At 50.3% G+C, this 16,613-nt stretch carries 7 protein-coding genes; 5 read left to right on the top strand and 2 right to left on the bottom strand.

The window, feature by feature from the left end:
- The first annotated feature begins 144 nt into the window (after window positions 1-144).
- Genes OGY10_RS19350 through lapD form a run of 5 tightly spaced genes read left to right on the top strand, consistent with a single transcriptional unit; the run spans window position 145 to window position 6,778 of the window.
- Window positions 145-2,337 (top strand): putative bifunctional diguanylate cyclase/phosphodiesterase, encoded by a 2,193-nt coding sequence (locus OGY10_RS19350; RefSeq protein WP_003825843.1) that lies wholly within the window; start codon window positions 145-147, stop codon window positions 2,335-2,337.
- Complete coding sequence (locus tag OGY10_RS19345) at window positions 2,330-3,262, top strand: amino acid ABC transporter substrate-binding protein (protein WP_032941732.1); 933 nt, start codon at window positions 2,330-2,332, stop codon at window positions 3,260-3,262. The genes OGY10_RS19350 and OGY10_RS19345 overlap by 8 nt, the downstream gene beginning before the upstream one ends.
- Before the next feature lie 7 nt (window positions 3,263-3,269).
- On the top strand, window positions 3,270-4,139 hold the full coding sequence (locus OGY10_RS19340) for a transporter substrate-binding domain-containing protein (protein WP_225280790.1): 870 nt from the start codon (window positions 3,270-3,272) through the stop codon (window positions 4,137-4,139).
- Window positions 4,140-4,141: 2 nt separating this feature from the next.
- Window positions 4,142-4,834: a cysteine protease LapG gene (gene lapG / locus OGY10_RS19335; RefSeq protein WP_410724577.1), complete on the top strand. Its 693-nt coding sequence runs from the start codon at window positions 4,142-4,144 to the stop codon at window positions 4,832-4,834.
- Window positions 4,835-4,843: 9 nt separating this feature from the next.
- Window positions 4,844-6,778: a cyclic di-GMP receptor LapD gene (gene lapD / locus OGY10_RS19330; protein ID WP_008785657.1), complete on the top strand. Its 1,935-nt coding sequence runs from the start codon at window positions 4,844-4,846 to the stop codon at window positions 6,776-6,778.
- A 77-nt stretch (window positions 6,779-6,855) separates the two neighbouring features.
- Here lapD and OGY10_RS19325 read toward each other — a convergent pair whose 3' ends face one another.
- Both OGY10_RS19325 and OGY10_RS19320 read right to left on the bottom strand, forming a co-directional pair.
- Window positions 6,856-7,131: a hypothetical protein gene (locus tag OGY10_RS19325; protein ID WP_079934212.1), complete on the bottom strand. Its 276-nt coding sequence runs from the start codon at window positions 7,129-7,131 to the stop codon at window positions 6,856-6,858.
- 62 nt (window positions 7,132-7,193) lie between these two features.
- The gene (locus tag OGY10_RS19320) at window positions 7,194-16,286 is read right to left on the bottom strand and encodes a retention module-containing protein (RefSeq protein WP_286577223.1); all 9,093 of its coding nucleotides are present in this window, start codon (window positions 16,284-16,286) and stop codon (window positions 7,194-7,196) included.
- Window positions 16,287-16,613 lie beyond the last annotated feature (327 nt).

Below are 16,613 nucleotides of genomic sequence, written 5' to 3'. Positions count from 1 at the left end.
CTCACCATGGTTCAATGTTAGTTATTTGTTACGTCATTACGTTTCACATCTTTCATCTACTTATTTGCAACAATAATATTCCATCAAGTAATAGCAGAAATTAATTTTAGTATCGAATAATCTTTTCAGGAATTAACATAATCCGTGGCAAAGTCTCTGTTTTCCCTTAAAGCAATAAAAGGGTGGCAACATTCAATCACTGGCAAAATAACGCAATTCTTGCTGGCGGGTATCGTTATTGCGTTTAGTGCTGGCGCGTTTACCAACTGGAGCCTGATAGATAACTTTTCTTATCAGCAGTGGGTACAGCGGGCTGAAGCGAATGCACAGATTATGACCTACATCATCCGCAACGTGTATACCACCGTTTCGGTCGAAACCAGCGATGCAGGGCAGATATCCCGCATTGTCTCCGACAGACAGATTGGTGACACCGACTCTATTATGCAAACCGGTTATAACCCGGTTGACGTTCTGGCACTGGCATCAGTACAGACGCATAGCCCCACCTGGTTGTTTCTGTATACGCCGGAGAAAGGGTTTGTTGGCATCAACAACAAGTCAGAAGAGGGTGATGGGATCATCTCTTTCCCCGGTCGTCTGCCGCGCGATGTGCTGGGTAACTACTATGTTGGCTTCGCCCAAATTAATGGCGAAGAGTGCTTTATCAGCGCCGTTCCTATTTTGACGCCTTCAGGTGAGATCCTCGGTAGCCTGATAAGCAGCATTGGTAAAAAAAGCGATCTCTACGCCACCTACGATGCGATGCTGAAAAAAAGCAGTATCATTTTTGTTCTGATTTTGCTGGTAACGCTGGCACTGGTCACGATGTTTATGCGCCGTTTATTCCGTCCGGTTCCGCTGCTGATTAACTCCCTTACCCGCATCGCCCATGAAGAGACGGACTGTATAACGCCCTATCTTGATCAGGACGATGAGATTGGACATCTGGCCGGGGCGATTGAAAAATTGCGCGTCGCCATGAAAGAACGCGGCTATCTGCAACGAATGCATGAAATGTCGCAAAAGATGGAGCATATGGCCCATCATGATTCACTGACCGGATTGCCCAACCGCGTTTCGTTTGGCCAGGCGTTAGATAAGCGCGTCAGTGAAATCCATCAGGACGAAAAACCGTTTAACCTGCTGTTGATTGACCTCGACAACTTCAAACCAGTAAACGACACCTTTGGTCATAAAGCCGGCGATGAGCTGTTAATCAGCGTTGCCCAGCGCCTGCAGCTCTTGCTGGGACCTAACGATATCGCAGCGCGTCTGGGCGGTGATGAATTCGCCATTCTGCAACATGTCAGCGATAACGCCATCAAAGAAGCGAATCGGCTGGCGAAGCGGATTATTCGTGCGCTGAGCACCCCGTTTACCTGGAGCACGCATACTTTTTCCATCAGCTGCAGTATCGGTATCACCACCGCGCCGTATCAGGGCAATAATACCTCGACGTTGATGATCAATGCCGACCTTGCCATGTACGCCTCAAAACATCATGGCCGGGGTTGCTTCCATTTCTTCGAAGACGGCATGGTGATGAAGCATACCCACAGCCTGTTTATTAATCAGGAAATCATCGATGGTATTGATAACAAGGAATTCGAGCTTCATTACCAGCCAATCATCAATCTGGAAGATGAAAGCGTATATGGCTACGAATCGCTGATACGCTGGAATCATCCCACCAAGGGTCTGATTTACCCTGATTATTTTATCAACATCGCCGAGAACTCCGGTCTGATTGTCCGTTTGGGCGAATGGATTATTCGTCAGTCCTGTGAAGCCGCTGCCAAATGGCCGGAGCGTATCAGGGTAGCCGTCAATATATCGGCCTACCAACTGCACAGCCCAGGACTGGTTGACGTTATCAAAGATGCGTTACGCATCAGTCAACTTTCAGCCGAGCGCCTTGAAATAGAAATTACCGAATCCGAAAAGCTGGATAAGTCGATTGCCTTGCCCGTGCTGCAAGAGATCCGCTCACTGGGCATTGAAATCGCGATGGATGATTTAGGCACCGGCTACGCGGCGCTGGATTATCTGCTGATCTATCCTTTCACTCGCATCAAGATTGCGCGCACGCTGGTCGATAAGCTCCAGCAAGATAATGCCAGTCAGTATTTGATTGTGATGCTGATTCAGTTTGCCCATAAGTACAATATGTCGGTCACCGCTGAAGGGGTAGAAACCGCGCAGCAGCGTGACATTCTGCGCGACATTGAGTGCCAGAATGTTCAGGGCTATTTCTTTAGCTATCCGCTGCGCGAGCGTGAAGTGCTTTCCGCATTTGCCAAAGAGGTCATTGAAGAAGGACTGTGCAATGTCTGACTTCTTTCGCCCGGTAAAGCGCATGCTGACGATTTTTGCCCTGTTAATAGTTTCAGCAACGCCATGCTTAGCAGGCTCAGCCCTGCCGTTGCACACGCTGGAGCAAATCGCCAGCAAGAAAAGCATTACCCTTGGTTATCAGGATGATGCGTTTCCTTTCTCCTGGCAGAATGGCAACGTACCTGCCGGCTATTCCATTGATATTTGCAACAGTATCGTCAGCGCGCTCAAGACAAAACTTCAGCTTAAAAACCTGAAGGTCGAGTGGGTAAAAGCTAACTCGGCATCGCAGTTTGTCCTGATTAAAAATCACATGGCAGACATCATGTGTATCCCGGCCTTCTATTCGAAAAGTCGCCACAGCATTAGCGAGTTCTCGCTGCCGTTTTATTTTTCAAGTACCCGCTTCGTCATGCGTAAAAATGAAAGCAACGACAATCTGGCAGAGCTTTCCGGACATAGCGTACTGGTAAAAAGCGGCACGATTTACGTTGAGCAACTGCAAAAAGTGAATGCCGCCAATGACCTGGATATTAATATTCAACTCGATACCAACAACATTACCGCCTTCAATGAACTGAAGAATGGTGAGTATTCTGCACTGATCTCCAGTACGGTTTTACTCAAAGGGATGATCGCGCAAACGCCTAATCCTGGAGACTATAAACTTTCCGACATTGCGCTCAGCGCCCCGCTACCGGCCGGCTTGTTACTCCCGTTACACGATAAAGAATTTAAAGAATTTGTTGATGGCACTCTCTCCTCGCTGATGGCCAGCAACGAATTTACTGCGCTGTACAATAAATGGTTTCAGTCACCGATTCCGCCGAAAGCCATTAATTTAAACATTCCCATGTCAGATAACCTGAAAGCATTAACGTCTGCTAAAAAGAAGATCAGTTTTGATTATGAAAAATATAATTAATCGTGAGATGACAAGGGTGAACCGCATAGTGCAATGGCTGTTTTTACTGGCAGGCATCGGTATCACCCCCGCGCTGATGGCGCAGCAGAACGCCGCGACGCTCGATCATATTCAGAACAGCAGCGTGCTCAACGTGGGTTATCGCCAGCTGCCACCGTTTTCTTTTACTGACCACAATGGCAAAGTCACGGGTTATACCATCGCGGTATGTAACATGATTGCCGATAAGTTGCGCCAGTATTTGAAGCTCAACAGCTTAACCATTCATTATATCCCCGTGAATTTTGCCGAACGTTTCTCCGCATTAAACACACGGAAAATAGATATGGACTGTGGTGTAAATACTAACGCACCGGAGCGGACCTCCAGCGTTTCATTTTCGCTCAACTACTACACCGCGAAAATGCGCATCATCTCTTTGCGTAAAAATAATATAAATTCAATTGCCGATCTAAAAGGACGCACGGTAAGTCTGACCGGTAGCTCTAAAGATTTGCTGGAATTTAATAAAGCCAACAGAGAGCAACATCTTAATATTTCAACGATTACCACCACCACTATAAACGGCGCATTTGAGAAAATGGCGCATAATGAATCCGCCGCTTTCTTTGTCGATGACATTCTGGCCTGGCCGCTGATTAATCATAGCGAGCAACCTGAACTGTTCAGCGTCTCTTCTGAGAGCATCGGCAATGAGATGCACTATGCCATTATGATGAGGAAAAACGATCCGCAGTTTGTGACGTTTGTTGACAGTACGCTGAAAGATTTTTTTGCCTCGCCGGCCAACGTGCAATTACGTAAAAAGTGGTTGTCCCCCTGGTCCTGCGAAAAGCTGAAAAACCCGTCACCGGGCAGTTGCCAGCATAGCCATTGAACATTATCCGCCGCTGCTTACGCCACCGCCTGCTACGCCTATGGAAAATCCCCGGGGCGCTGCTGCTATTGCTGTCAGTCCATTCGCTACGCGCGGCCTGGGATTTTGCCAATATTCAACAAAAGTCCGATGCGCTATATGGCCCGGCAACACCAGAAGCACAGCAACGGATCCACGCCTGGCAACAGCTTCTGCTCCAGTTGCGTAATGCTGACGAGCAAACGCAATTACGCGCTGTAAATCAATTCTTTAACGATAAGATCCGCTATACCGAAGACATTGATGTCTGGCATAACGTCGATTACTGGGCGACCCCTATCGAGTCGCTGCGCAAAGGTGAGGCGGATTGTGAAGACTACGCAATCGCCAAATATTTCACCCTCCGCCAGTTGGGCGTGTCAGAAGACAAACTTCGCATCACCTACGTTAAAGCCCTGCGTTTAAATCGCGCGCATATGGTGCTCACCTGGTACGCCACCCCTGGGGCGATTCCTCTGGTGCTCGACAGCCTGACCAGCACCATTTCGCCTGCTACGCAGCGCATGGACTTATTACCCGTCTACTCCTTTAACAACACTGGCCTTTGGCTTCCCGGCAATCAAAACAATAAACGCGTTGGGGACAGCAAGAGGCTTTCTCGCTGGCAGCAAGTTTTCACCAAAATGCGGGAAGAAGGCTTCCCGATGGATAAATAGGAATCGCCCGTGTCTCTTTTTAAACAGTTACTTCTGGCAATCTCTCTCTTTATGATGGTTGTGTTCAGCGGCAATTTTATTGTGACGCTGGAGAGTTCTCGCAATCAGTCCAATAACCAACTCCTTTCACATGCCCAGGATGCCGCAACGGCGCTAGGCGTTTCGCTGACGCCCAACGTCAACGACCCGGCAATGATCGAGCTGATGGTCAGCTCCATTTTCGATAGCGGTTACTACAAAAAAATCCGCATCGTCGATCTGGCAAACGGCAAAATAATGCTTGAGCGTAGCGCGGTAGCGACAATTCCCAACGTTCCCGGTTGGTTCGTCGATCTGGTGGATGTCACCCCGCAAACCGGTGAAGCAACGATTATGCGCGGCTGGCAGCAGGCAGCTCGCGTGGAAGTGACCAGCGATCCTATCTTTGCCGTGCAGCGTCTGTGGGACAATACCTTAGGCAATCTGTTGTGGATGCTGTCCTGTAGCCTTGCCTGCTTAATCGCCGGTATTCTGCTGCTGCGCAAACTGCTGCGCCCACTCAATTACATGGCAAAACAATCCGAAGCGATTACCCGTCGCGAGTTTCTGACACTCCACGAGTTACCCAAAACGCCGGAATTACGCCGCGTTGTAGGCGCCATGAATTTAATGGCAGCTAAGCTTAAATCGTTATTTGAAGAACAAGCTATCTACAGCGAACGCCTGCACAATGAAGCTTATCTCGACAGCCAGACCGGGGTAGCCAACCGCCGGGCATTCGATATGCAGCTCCAGGCGCGACTGAGTGATGCCGATACGGCACCAGGATATCTGATGCTGGTTCGCGTTCAGGATTTAGGTGGCCTGAATCAGCGCTTTGGCGGACCGCATACTGATAAGCTGTTACTCAACATCGCCAACCTGCTGAACGCGCACAGAGAAAAGTATGCCCCTCTCGATAGCACGCTCGCCCGCATTCGCGGCGGTGAATTCGCCCTACTCTGCCCTGGCGTGACGCACGGAGAAATGCTGGAGCTGTGTAATTCATTGTCTCAGAAACTCACGGCCTTTTACGCTACTGGAATGTCAGACCAACAGCCGGTTGCCTATACCAGCATGGTGCCATTCAGCGCCGGAGAAAATGCCCAGTCATTGCTGATCCAGGCCGATCGTCTGCTGGTTGAAGCGGAAACACACACCAACCATCAGGTCGTTCCTACCACCGAAATACCTGCAGCTACAGAAGATCAGCATTTGTGGTTTGTTCGTCTGGAGCATGCGCTGACAAATCAACAGTTTCAGTTGGTTTATCAGCCGGTGGTCGATTGCCGCCAGCCGGACAAAATCCTGCATTACAAGGTACTGTCGCGCATTATTGATGAGCAGGGTAACGCCATTACCGCGGGGCGGTTCTTGCCGTGGATCCACCGCTTTGGCTGGAGTCATCGACTCGATAAAGTCATGTTGAAGCTCACATTGAACCAGTTGAAAACCGCGCCCGGAAAACTAGCGTTGAGTATTTCTGGCAGTTCTGTCGCCAGCGCGACCGCCATTGCAGACCTGCTCAATCCGTTACGGTACTCACCGAAATTAGCCAGCAAGCTGATTCTGGAACTGGATGAAAATCAGTTACCAGGCCCCCATCAGATGGCGGCATTTGTTAAAGCCGTAGGTCAGCATCGCTGCGCGCTGGGACTGCAACACTTCGGTAGCCGTTTCGATATGATCGGTCATCTGTCGCAATGGGGTCTTGCCTATCTGAAAATCGACAGCAGCTATATCCGCAAAATTGATGAGGAAAATGATAAGCGTTTGTTTATTGAAGTATTGTGCAGTGCCACGCGCAGTATTGATTTGCCGCTCATTGCCGAGCGAGTTGAAACGGAAGGTGAGCTTATGGTGCTGCAAGAATTAGGGATTGATGGTGCAATGGGGCAATTATTAGGTGAGCCCGCACCATTGTGATAAAACTGGCGTCTTGATACGCCTTTGTATAGCCGGATGGCGCTACGCTTATCCGGCCTACAAACTGCCTGCATCAGCTAAAATATACGATCATCGTTGCCAAGCAGTTGTTCTAACCCGCCAAGTTCCTGGCGCGCGTTCGCGCGATTCATTAATTTAACCTGCGCCATCGCTGGAAGATCGGTAATAGCAATCACGCCTTTACGGATCAACAGGTAAATCAAATCGTCGAGCACGCGAACCATCTCCAGGTCGCTTTTTTGCAGCATCGCTAAAGCCTGCTGGTTGTCATTTTCAGGACTTTTTGCCACGCCTTCTGCCTGCACGTTTGCAGCAGATGAATCAGAGTTCATATCAGTGCCTTTTCATTTTGCACGATGCTGCTGCCCTGTTCACACAGGGCAGCAGGCAATCGTTAGTGAGTGTGGTTTTGATCGGGTTTAGCAATCAGGTGATCCAACGAGTAGGTCGGAGAATGCAGATCGCCGCTTGTCGGAGTCGACAGCGCAGTATCAATGCCATGCGCCACTTTCGCCGGACTGGCGATCAGGTGATGATCGCCGCCGCTTTGAATGTACTTCGCAATATCCACGCCTTCATGCAGTTCACGGGCCAGATCGCTGAGATCGACTTTTTCAAGCACCCCCTTCGCCTTATCGTCAGCGCTGAGTACCGCTGTCGTCTGGCCGTGTCCGGTCGCTGCTGGTGCATAAGACAGAGATAATGCGTTATCGTCGAACAGGTTATGCAGCGCATGCTGTATCGCAGCATGATTCCCTTTATCCACCGTATGCCCTTTCACTGGTGCAGGATCGTCCATCGTCACGTTCAACGTTTGGCTATAAGGCGTAATATTACCGTGGTTATCATGCGCCTCGACCAATACGTTCACGCGGTTATGACCGGCACGGAATGCGGAGGTATCGGCCTCAATGTCATAGGTCAACCCATTAATGCCCTGATGAAGAATGGCATCGTACTGATGACCATTTACCAGCGCTTTAATATGATCGCCATCATTTACATCACCGCTTACGCTGCCGGTAATATGCGTGACGGCATCCTGTGATTCGGCACGCGAGATGTGGTTATCGCCGGTAACCTTATCTACGATAAGCGTGGCGTCTGCCTGTTGATCAACCGAATAGCTGTGGGAAGTTGTCTTTGAATACGGGTTGCCCGGCGCATCATGCCCTTTAACCTCAACCGAAAATGTGGTGTTCACTTCCATGACATGACTGTCCACATCAACGTGCCAGACCCGATCGCCATTGCTCAGCGTATCTACCGAACCGGTAAACTCCTGACCGCCAATTTTTAATTTGATCGAATCCCACACATCTACATCACCGCCAAGATGTCCGGTTACCCTCACCGTTGCTCCCTGGAGTTCCTGATGATTAAGCACGTTATCTTGGGTGACATTATCAATATCCATCGTTCCCGCAGCGGTTCTGTCGATGGTGATGATCTTACTGGTATCGATTCTTCCATGGTTACCGGAATCATCGTGGGCGATGACATGTGCGGTAATATTTTGATCGTGGAGCAGGTCGGCCGTACTGGCCTCAACGCTGAACACCTTGCGACCACCGCTGTCTTTCACATAGGCAACCAGATCTTTACCGTTAACCGTGACAGTCACCTGATCGCCAAAGTCTACATCTCCCGTCACATAACCGCTGATGATGGTTTTCGCTTGCTGCGTTTCTACATTATTCAGCACGTCGTCTGTCGTCACATCATCCAGCATAATGGTGGCATTCAGTTGCGTGTCGATAGTGACCGTTTTGTCGCTCACGGCATGCATTGGGTTCAACGCCGAATCCTGACCTTCCACACTTACATGGATAGTAGGGTCATTTTGCAGCCCGACCGTACTCACCATCGCTTTGTAACCCAGTTGCCCGTTCATATGCGGCAGCTCAATGACTCGTGTATGTACCGTGACGCCATCGACGAGAATGTCGACTTTATCACCAAGATGCACATCGCCATCCACCGTACCACTCACCTCAACGCTACCGGCTTTCACTTCATCAGCATTGATAATATCGTCACCGCCGACGGTATTGATGGTAATGCTGCCAGTTGTCGTCGTATCAATTGAATAATTCTGCGTGAAGCTGGCGGGCTGCACGTTGCCGTGATCGTCATATCCTGAGACTGTCGCGACAATCGCGCGATCGGCCAGCAGGTCTTTGGTGTAAATATCGACGCAGTAGTGATGGTTATTATCGACAGTCGCCGCATAAGGGTTTCCGTTAACCGTCAGCGTCACCTTATCGCCGGGGTGCACATCTCCGGATACCGACCCCGTTACTGTCATCTTAGGTTGCAGCAATTCCCGCGCGTTCAGCACATTGTCACCGGCAATGTTATCTATCGTCACGCCAGCATTAGCGCTCAGATCGACCACAACATGGCTGCTGGCAGAGGCACTTCCCAGGTTGCCGTGATCATCTGTCGCCGTTACCGTCGCGACAATATCCGGGTTATTGTGCAGATCGTTAATACTGACCTCTTTCGACCAGCTCAAGTGACCGTGTTTATCATCATGCACTACCGCAGTCAGCGTATTGCCATTGACCTGCAGGCTCACCACGCTGCCGTCATGGATCCCTTCACCGCTGACCGTACCGCTGATAGTGGTTTTACCGCTTTGCGCCTCGGCAGCATTGATAACATCATCACCAGCAACCTTATCCATCGTTATCTGCAGCGGGTTATCCGTATCGACAGTGATGGTTTTCTGCACCGAATCTGTCGCTGTTCCTGCCTTGATGGAGACATCAAACGTTGGATGCGCCTGCAGTTCATTCGTTGGCACATCCACTTCGTATGCCAGCTGTCCCGGCATCGTCGGGATAGTCATGACGTGCCCGGAGTACTGCACATGATTGATGGTAACAATCACTTCGTCCCCGGCCTGAACGTCGCCGGTGACCAGACCACGAATTGCCGTCGTTCCTTTTTGCGCTTCATCGTGGTTGAGAACATCATCGCCCGCCACTTGATCAACGGTGAGATGCACGGTCGGTTGGTGAGGTTGTGTTGTTCCGGTGCCCGGTGTTGTCGGCGGGTTGTGAATAACAAAAGACGTATTAGCAGGGGTATAGGTATTGGTTACCCACGGGAGATCAATAAATTTATGTTCTACTGCTGTCGCCGTATTGCCATGATCATCATGGGTGGTGATGGACACGGTGATATTGCCGTTGTTATTCCAGTCCTGAAAAAGAATATCCAGCGTATAGCCCAGTTGCCCATCAGGGAGGGTAATAACGTGGGTTTCCAGATGTTTGTTGTTACCAACATCAACTGTAACCAAATCATTAAACTTCGCGTCTGGGGTAACATGCCCTGTTACCGTCACAAATTCAGGGCGGTTTCCAGCAGGTAACGCCATGCCTTGCCAGCTCAACGCAGAATCAATCGTTATCCCGGCATCAGCAACGGTATCAACCAGCACCGGCTTATCATCGTACCCACGCGCGATGTTACCTGCGTCGTCTTTTGCCGTCACTTCAGCATGAATATTCGGATCCATGAGCAGATCTAAGGTCGAAACCTTTGTACTGAATACATGCTGACCGTTTTGATTTTCCACCCGCGCAAAATAGGTCTGATGGTTGATGGTCAGTTCAACCATATCACCGATTTTGACATCCCCGCCTACCGTCCCCGTAACCGTCGTTTGCTGCTTCAGGGCTTCGTCGTGGTTAATCACCGCATCACCGCTATCGGTAACAATCGGATCAATATGCACAATCGCGTCAATCTTATCGTCAATGTCCACGGTACTGTGCGCATCTGCCGTCGCATTATTACCCGCCGCATCGGTAGTGGTGATTGTTGCAGTAATATGCGGATCGTTTTGCAGCCAATGCGTATCCACCTTGATGGAGTAACCCAACGTTCCCAGATTCGGCAGGTCCACCACTATAGCATCAACCATATGGCCACCAATATTCAGGTGCACCACATCATCAATTTTCGCATCGCCACCGACTGTACCGCTGACAACTGTCGTCTTTTGCCCCAATTCAATCTTATTCAATACATCATCGCCCGTTACCGGATCGATAGTGATAGAGGCCTTCGCGTCAGCGTCCAGCGTAACGGTATGATGCGCTGTAATTTGTGCATGGTTCAGGGCATCGTCCGTGATATCCATGGTGACGTCGATATGCGGATCGGCAACCAGATCGGCCGTAGCAACGGGTACGTGGAAACCCATCTGATGATTGCCACGATCTTCCACCACCCCGGCATAGTTGTGGCCGTTGATGGTCATGGTGAATGAATCGCCCGGATGAACTTCACCGCTCACCGTACCGCTCACTATCGTATAGCCATGCATTTGCTCAGCAAAGTTCAGCGTATTATCCGGCGTCACGGCATCAATGGTTATCTGCGCATCCACACGGGTATCGATAATAACGGTGGTTTCTGCATTGGCCGTGGCCGGATTGCCCGCACCATCGGTGGTGCTCACCGTCGCGGTTAAATGCGGATCGGAGATCAGATCTGCGGTGCTGACTTTAATGCTGTAGCCGAGAACCCCGCCCCCTACATCGTGCACTTTCCCTGTAAGAACGTGACCATTAACGGTGAGGTAAACGACGTCATTTACGTGAACATCCCCTGCCACTTTCCCGGTTATCCAGGTGAATGGCTGTTTTGATTCATCGCCATTGACCATGTTATCGCCAGTAACGGGATCGATCGTCAGCATTGCCTTAGCATGTAAATCAACCACCAGATCGTGCGATATCTCCGCTTTCTGGAAATTATGCACATTATCTTCGCCGACTACGCGGGCCACGATATGCGGGTCTTTGACCAGATCGCGGCTCAGAACGTCCAGCTTATATCCCAGCGCATTATTATGTTCCGGGAGTCGCTGAACAGTTGTGTCGTAAGTATGGCCGTTGACGATAACCTGAACTTTAGTCCCTACATGCACATCGCCCGAAACCGTCCCCATGATCTCAGTGAGGTGTTTCGCGGCTTCTGCGCCGTTCAGCTTGTCATCACCCGCCACCGTATCAACGGTGATTTTAGCCGCGGCATGGTTATCAATATGCACATCATGGGTTGCGGTGGTAATGACCTCATTTTCCACCGCATCGTGGGAGATAACCGTGACACTCACGGTCACATTTTTATCCTGGTTGCCTTTGTTATCGCTGAACGCCGTTGAGTTGACCGGGACCTGATAGCCTAAATGACCGCCTCCAAGATCAATCACCTTGCCGTTAAACGTCTGGTGATTGATTTCTACGATCACCGCATCGCCAACCTGCGCGTCACCGCCCACCTTACCGCTGATGAGCTGCATCGGCGTATCCAGCTCAAGATGGTTAAGTTTGTCGTCATCTGTGACGCTATCAATAGTGACGGTACTTTGCGCCTGGGTATCCAGCGTAACGGTTCGATGCTCCACCGCCACCGCCTTGTTGCCCGCTGCATCGTGACTGACCAGCGTCACCATCACGTCGTTGCTGCCTTCCTGCAACACACCTGTTGGAACAAACACTTCGTAGCGCAGAACGCCGTGATCGTTAACCACCGTGCCGCTAAAGTCCTGTGTTTGCCCCTGTACGTGGACGGTCACCACATCGCCCACTTTGGCATCCAGGCCTTTTGCGATACCGCTAATCAGCGTCGGCATGCGGTTTTCAATGGCGTTCACCACATCATCCGACGCGACGATATTCGTCGTCACCGCGTTTTTGGCAAAGTTATCAATATGAACTTTATGGCTATCGGTAGCGATGGCAAGGTTACCCGCCGCATCATGAGAGGTGACAGTGACGTGCACATCGACATCCGTCAACACATGAACGCTATTGTTCGCAAAGGCCGATGAGTCCACATCAATACTGTAACCCAGATGTCCGTTACCAAGGTCAATGACCCGGCTATCGTACTGATGACCATTAACTTCCAGTTGAATGGGATCGCCGACCTTCGCATCTTCACCATCAACGATGCCGGTAATGCGCTGTGTCGCCGCGGACAGTTCCTGGTAATTGATAACATTGTCTGTAGCAATGTAATCTAGCGAGATGGTGTTTTGCGCATGAGTATCAAGAGTGATAATACGGTGCGACTCACTGGTCACTTCATTGCCCAGCGCGTCATGGCTGACCAGCGTCGCGACCACCGCATTCTTTCCTTCATGCAAGGTTCCATGCGGCAGAACCACTTCATAGCGTAACTGACCGTTATCGTTGATCACCTTGCCGTCAAAGTCTTGTCCACGAACCCTGATAGTTACCGCATCACCCTCCCGGGCATCACCACCGGCTACGATGCTAATAATCGTCGGCATCCGGTTTTCATTGGCGTTCACCACATTGTCCGTCGCCACTGCGTCAATCTTAATGGTGTTTTCCGCGTAGTTATCGATATGAACTTTATGGGAATCAGTCGCGATCGCCAGGTTTCCCGCTGCGTCATGAGATGTGACCATCGCGGTAATTTTCACATTCGTCAGCACATGGCCGCTGTTATCAGCAAATGCTGAAGAGTCCACATCAATGCGATAACCCAGCTTACCGCGGCCAAAATCAATCACCTTACCGCTGTACTGATGGCCATTTATCTCCAGTAAGACAGGATCGTTTACCTTTGCATCCTCACCACCAACGAAACCGGTAATGGTCTGTTTAGCCGCAAGTAGCTCTTGGTAATTCAATGTGTTATCGGCAGTGACATCATGTATACGGACAGTATTATGTGCCTGAGTGTCTAACGTGATGGTGCGGTGTGCCAGCGCGGTAACTTCATTTCCCACCGAGTCATGACTGACCAACGTCACCACTACGTCGTTTTTACCTTCCTGCAAGGCCGTCTTCGGCAACGCGACTTCGTAGCGCAACTGCCCGTTATCATCAACGATTGTTCCGGCATAGTTTTGCCCATGGACGCTGACGGTGACCGTATCCCCCGCTTTGGCATCACCGCCGGCTGCACCGCTAATCAGTGTTACCATGCGGTTCTCAATGGCGTTGACTACGTCATCTGTCGCTACCGCGTCGATACTGACCTGATTGGTCGCAACGTTATCAATGTGCACGATGTGGGTGTCGGTGGCGATCGCCAGGTTACCCGCCACATCATGAGAGGTGACTGTGACCTTCACGTCCACGTTACCGTCGACCGGTACGCTGTTGTTGGCAAAGTCTGCGGTGTTTACCGTGATACGGTAGCCCAGCGTGTTATTGCCTAAATCGATTACCTCCCCCCGGTACAGGTGACCATTAATTTCGAGTTGAACCGGATCGCCAGGTTTAGCATCTTCATTTCTGCCAATTGTGCCGGAGATCACCTGGTTACGTGTGTACAACTCACTACGATTCAGGGTGTTATCACTATCTACATCATTGATTGTCAGCGAGTTGTGCGCCTGAGTATCGAGCGTGACGGTACGGTGCGCGAGCGCGGTGACTTCGTTACCCGCCGCATCGTGGCTGACCAGCGTTACCACCACGTCGTTTTTACCTTCCAGCAGCGTTCCTTTCGGTAATGCCACTTCATAGCGCAACTGACCGTTATCATTGACCACCGTTCCGGCATAGTTTTGCCCCTGTACGCTGACGGTGACCGCATCGCCCGCTTTGGCATCACCGCCTGCCACACCGCTAATCAGCGTGATCATGCGGTGTTCAATCGCGTTGACCACATCATCCGTCGCCACCGCGTCAATGTTGACCTGATTGGTCGCAAGATTATCAATGTGCACGCTGTGGGTATCGGTGGCGATCGCCAGGTTGCCCGCCGCATCGTGAGAGGTGACCGTTACCTTCACGTCCATATAACCATCGACTTTTGCAACGTTGTTGGCAAAATCGGCAGCGTTCACCGCAATACGATAGCCCAGCGTGCTATTGCCGAGATCGATGATCTGACCGTTGTACTGGTGACCGTTGATCTCTACCAGTACCGGGTCGCCCGCTTTCGCGTCTTCCCCGCTGACGGTTCCGGAAATCACCTGGTTACGCATATACAGCTCAGCACGATTCAGGGTGTTATCTGTCGTGACATCATCAATCGTGAGGACGTTATGTGCCTGGGTGTCCAGCACCACGGTGCGGTGCGTCACAGCAGTGGCTTCATTACCTACCGCGTCATGGCTTACCAGCGTCACCTGCACATCGTTAGCCCCCTCGTTGAGGGTTGCGGAAGGCACAACGATTTCATAGCGTAGCTGGCCATGATCGTCGAAAACCGTGCCGTGAAACGCTTTGCCCTGAATGGTCAACGTGACCGGATCACCCGCTTTCGCATCACCGCTGGCAATGCCAGAAATAATGGTCGGCATACGAGACTCATTAGCGTTGACGACATCATCATTCGCCACCGTTTCAATGGTCACGGCATTTTGCGCATACAGGTCGTTATTGACGTGATGATCCGTGGAAACAATGGTGGTGTTTCCTGCGTCGTCAGTAGAAATTAATGTGGCGTGAATGTTCGGGTCATGCAGTAACCCCAGGGTCAGTACCGGGATGGTATAAGTCAGAGTCCCATTTCCGGGGTCGGTAACAACACCGGTATATTCTTTACCATCAACCAATAAAGTAACGATATCGCCGGGTTTAGTATCGCCGCCGACCGATCCGTGGATCAGGGTTTGCGGTTGACGCGACTCTTCGTAGTTAATGAGGTTATCCGGCGTGACGTTATCAACGGTAATGTCGATGTGTGGTCCGGTAATATCAATCAGCGCATGATCAAAACTTTCTGCCGTCCGTCCCGTCACATCGGTGGCTATTGCCACCACTGTTACATTTCCCGGGACCAGTCCCCCCAGATCGGTATCAATATTCCAGTGCCCGTTGCTCACCGGAACAGTAACGGTGAATGTGTTTTTTTGGCTATCGGTGAAGGTGAGTGTGATGTGATTTTGATTACTGGTGCCGCTTAAATGGGTCTGATGGAATTCGCTTTTGTTAATGAAACCGTCGTTGCCGGCAAACTCGGTAATTTGTACCTCAGGCGGGAAAACACTCGCGGAACCTGCGGTAACTCCCCCTATCGGCAGATTGATATCCCAGTTCGGGCTTCCCAGACCTTTAGTGTTAAAACCTGCTGTCGGATCAACCACCTGCCCGGTCAATTCAAGCTGAACCAGAGTGTGCCCCCCGCCGCCACCTTCTAATGTTACCGGTGCTTCATTACCCGCCGCGGTGGCTTCCAGCACCTGCGTCGGGTCAGCGCCATCGGCAATGGCCTTTTGTGCGGCGGCAATATCCTGAGCACTACTTTCCGGATGATGGCTAACCTGTAGCCCGTGCTCACCCCAATGGCTATTACGGCCTATATCCAGCGTTTTTCCGTCTGGTAAAGAGATACTTACCGCGCCGCTGGCACCGGTCACAATTTCTTCACCGCTATATACCCTGTCGCCTTCATGAACCAGTCGTTGTGCACCATTGGCATCAACTACGTAAACCTGTCCAATAATTGCTTTGATCACACCGAGTAATTTGCTCACCGTAACCTCACTTAATTACCATCATTATTTTTATAAACTCGTTAATACATTAACGAACAAATATCACATTCAATTAATGTAAACATTAATATCTCAATGTAGAAAAAAACACATTTTATAGAATGCAATTACATGAGACTTGACTGGCAAATGAATATAATAAAAAATAACCAAAAATAAAACACGATGTGACAAAACATGTCGCTGAATAGCTGATTACAGCCATCAATTAAGACAATTCATATTTGTTAATTAATATAACGTGTTTGTAAAAATGGATGATAGCGACGACACCTGGATGTCATAACCGTGAGATATAGGGCATTC

The sequence above is a fragment of the Citrobacter sp. Cpo148 genome (assembly GCF_030332375.1).
GTDB classification, from domain to species: Bacteria; Pseudomonadota; Gammaproteobacteria; order Enterobacterales; family Enterobacteriaceae; genus Citrobacter; species Citrobacter portucalensis.
This window is presented reverse-complemented; position numbering and strand designations above follow the sequence as displayed.